General features: G+C 61.4%; 3 protein-coding genes and 1 pseudogene. All 4 read left to right on the top strand.

Annotated elements, in window-relative coordinates; genetic code table 11:
* Positions 1–159: 159 nt before the first annotated feature.
* The gene (locus AWB67_RS35780) at positions 160–396 is read left to right on the top strand and encodes a hypothetical protein (protein ID WP_087660606.1); all 237 of its coding nucleotides are present in this window, start codon (positions 160–162) and stop codon (positions 394–396) included.
* A gap of 461 nt (positions 397–857) precedes the next feature.
* Complete coding sequence (ydiK, locus tag AWB67_RS35775; RefSeq protein ID WP_200822402.1) at positions 858–2,069, top strand: AI-2E family transporter YdiK; 1,212 nt, start codon at positions 858–860, stop codon at positions 2,067–2,069.
* 22 nt (positions 2,070–2,091) lie between these two features.
* Positions 2,092–2,379 (top strand): hypothetical protein, encoded by a 288-nt coding sequence (locus AWB67_RS35770; protein ID WP_087660605.1) that lies wholly within the window; start codon positions 2,092–2,094, stop codon positions 2,377–2,379.
* Between the two features lie 165 nt (positions 2,380–2,544).
* Positions 2,545–3,071, top strand: a pseudogene (locus tag AWB67_RS35765) (MGH1-like glycoside hydrolase domain-containing protein); the annotation flags it as partial.

The raw sequence follows: 3,071 nt of genomic DNA, 5'->3' as shown, positions 1-3,071 counted from the left end.
TTGCTCGGCCCGCTTGGGTACGTGTCGCCCGCAGAGGCAGAGGAAGCTTACAATCGGAATCTGGTGCTATCCGCGCGAGCGGCGTAGCGCCAAACTCGGCGGTCTCCGACAAACCCGGCGCGGTTCAGAGAGCGCGCGCAGCAAAGCTACGATGGGCAGATGACCGACTTGTCTCAAGACTTGCTCCTGTGTGGTGCTCGGCTGTGCCATGTGGGAACGCTTCCGTTCGCTGACCACAAACGTACATCAGGTAAAGCAGTAAAGGCGACGTCGCTGTCTTGGCGTGCCACACTGAAGCAGGACGTCGACAAGGCGGAAGTCAAACTCTGGCCCGACTTCTCGGCGCTGTCCACGCGACAGTTGGTGGACGCGATGAAGATTGGCGCCGGGACGTGAAAGACATACGCGGTTTTTTGGCGGTACCGCGAGCCGAGGGATTATTGCACGCTGGCGTGGGCGAACGGCAGTTGAGTACAACGATGTGCCGGACAGGATCGGCGCTCGACCCGTTAGCTGGGCGAAGCCGACGTTCGAATGTCAGCATGAAAGCTCGGGCCAACGGACGTAGATGGCCGGAGTCCGGTCGAACTTACACGCGACAGGCCCCCCACGACCTGTCACAGCACCTTGATCAGCCCACGTGCAGTGGCTCAATGCCTCTTCATTGTCGTTCACGGACAACTAGCGGTTACTTCCTTCGCACCCGTCCATTGGACCAAGGTCCAATGGCGGCAGTCCTCCTAAAGTTATAGGCTGAGCAGGTGAGACATCGAGTCTGCGGTCTGCGGCGCTCTGCGGTCTACGCGGCAGCCGCGCGAAAGCGGGGCCACTGTCCATGGCTCAGGCCTGTCGGTAACATGTACAACCGCACCGCAGGCCTCCGCGCGGGCTGCGGCTTAGTCGCATGTCAGGGGAATGAAGTGAATTCGCGACCGCCGGTCGATATTGCCCGCATCCTGCTGATCATCGTGATTCTGTCGCTGCTGATCTTCGGCAGTCTTTATATTGTCCGTCCATTTCTGCCTGCGCTGATCTGGGCGACGATGATCGTTGTCGCCACTTGGCCCTTGATGATCCGGATCGAAAAGCGCATCGGTGGCCGCCGCTGGATAGCCGTCACTGTGATGCTAGCCGGGCTGCTGGTCGTGATCGTCCTGCCGCTGTATGGAGCGGTGTCGACGATCGCCGAGCATGGCGGCGACATTGTCGACCAGGCCGAGGCACTGCCCGACTACACGCTGCCTCCCCCGCCCCGCTGGCTGCATGAAGTGCCGCTTGCCGGCGAACGCTCCGCCCGCGAGTGGCAGCGCTTGTCCGACGCGGGTCGCGGCGGCATCCTTGCGCAAGTGCAGCCCTATGCAATCGTCGCCGCGAAATGGCTGCTCAGCCAAGCGGGCGCGGTCGGCGTGCTGGCGATTCACTTAGTGCTAACCGTGGTCATTGCCGGCATTCTCTATGCACAGGGCGAAGCGGGAGCCCTTAGCGTGGTGCGCTTCGCGACGCGCATTGCCGCCGAACGCGGCGCGGCGGCAGTGCGCCTCAGTGCACTGGCGATCCGTGCGGTCGCCCTCGGGATCGTTATGACCGCGGCTGTGCAGGCGGCGCTCGGCGGTCTCGGCCTGTATGTCGCCGGCGTCCCCGGCGCGGGCGTGCTGACCGCGGTGATCCTGATTCTCTGTCTCGCGCAGGTCGGTCCGGCGCTTCCGCTGATCGGCGCGGCGGTCTGGCTGTTCTATCACGACCAACATATCACGGCGATTGCGCTGGGGGTGTGGACGCTGCTTATCATGATGCTCGATAAGGTGCTACGGCCGCTGCTGATCAAGCGAGGCGTGGACTTGTCGCTGCTGCTGATCCTGACCGGAGTGATCGGTGGGGTGATCGCGTTCGGAATCGTCGGCCTGTTCATCGGCCCGGTGATACTCGCGGTGACCTTTACCCTGCTGCAGGCGTGGACCGATGAGGGCGCGCCGTCGGCGGCCATCGAGCCGACGCTCACGAGCACCGACCAGCCCGCTGGCGACCCGCAACAGCACCACCAACGGGCCGCGCACGGGCCCCGCGGGTGATACCACTCTGTAAAAAAGAGCGATGAAAAAGACCCCCATCAAGACTGCGGTCGTCGCGATTGTCGTGGCCCCCGCTCTGGTTCCGCAGGTCGCCGATGCGACCTGCGACTATTCGTCGAACTGGATGGCATCGGCCTGCGAACGCATGACGCGGGTTGCCGATGACGGCACCTGGAACTTATACCTGACCGATCACGGCTGGCGCATCGACGGCTATGACGACACCAGCCAATTCAATCCGAATTCATGCTTCCGCGCCTGTCGAGCGAGAATAAAGGTGACGTCGTTTTTTTCTGGAGACGTTTTTTGATTATTTGGCCGTCAAGATGCTTGTGAAGTTTGGAAGAAAGCAAAACCTTGACACCACTCGTATCGATATACCGGCGTTGCCTGATTCGTGCGCGATGAGTGTGGGTGCGACGCGCCCGCCTGCGTTGCGTCGAGCTGAGTTCATTCACCTGTAACGGAGGAAAGCATGGGCTCTCAAATCGTTGACGTAGCGGAACAAACGCGCTTGAACGATGCGCGTGAGGCCCAGGTGCCGTGGAAGAAGTGGGGCCCTTACCTCAGCGAGCGGCAGTGGGGAACGGTGCGAGAAGACTACAGCGACAATGGCGATGCCTGGAACTACTTCACACACGACCATTCCCGCTCACGGGCCTACAGGTGGGGCGAGGACGGGCTCGGCGGACTGTGCGACGACAAGCAGCGGCTGTGCTTCGCGCTGGCGTTATGGAATGAGCGCGACCCGATTTTGAAGGAGCGCCTCTTCGGCCTCACCAACAGCGAAGGTAACCATGGCGAGGACGTCAAGGAGTATTACTTCTACCTCGACAGCACCCCCACCCACTCCTACATGAAGTACCTCTATAAGTACCCGCAGCGAGAATACCCGTACCGGGACTTGATCGAGACAAACCGGAGGCGATCGCGGGAGGAGTTCGAGTACGAACTGCTCGATACCGGTGCTTTCGCTGATGACCGGTATTTCGATGTGTTCAT

Origin of the sequence: Caballeronia terrestris (assembly GCF_001544515.1) — a bacterium.
Classification (GTDB): Bacteria; Pseudomonadota; Gammaproteobacteria; order Burkholderiales; family Burkholderiaceae; genus Caballeronia; species Caballeronia terrestris.
This window is presented reverse-complemented; position numbering and strand designations above follow the sequence as displayed.